Source organism: Psychrobacter sp. TB20-MNA-CIBAN-0197, assembly GCF_040309765.1.
Taxonomy (GTDB): domain Bacteria; phylum Pseudomonadota; class Gammaproteobacteria; order Pseudomonadales; family Moraxellaceae; genus Psychrobacter; species Psychrobacter submarinus.
In genome coordinates this window covers 1-267 of record NZ_JBEOPC010000704.1, presented here as the reverse complement: position 1 = coordinate 267, position 267 = coordinate 1, and the positions used below count along the sequence as shown (strand labels likewise).

Annotated in this window: 1 protein-coding gene; it reads right to left on the bottom strand. The window is 39.7% G+C overall.

Annotated features, from left to right (window positions below; translation table 11 throughout):
• Positions 1-35: 35 nt before the first annotated feature.
• On the bottom strand, positions 36-267 hold a 232-nt coding region (locus AAEY83_RS15620; RefSeq protein WP_351060397.1), incomplete at its 5' end, for a thymidylate synthase.

Here is a 267-nt window from a genome sequence, read left to right as displayed (position 1 = left end):
CACTGCTTTCATGGTGTTTTCCTTAATCTGTTTTGTTATACCGAAAATGGGTATTGAATAGCTTCGTGACACTCATAACCTGTCACTTCAAAGTCATCGCGTGTTACCCAGGTTTCTATATCGTTTAGTGATTTAATGTTTGGATTAATTTTTAACTGCGGCGATGCAAATGGCTCGCGTTTTAACTGCACATCGCGCATTAGCTCAAGCTGGTTTTCATAAATATGCGCGTTGGTAATTTTATGATACGCCTTACCCGCTTTATGC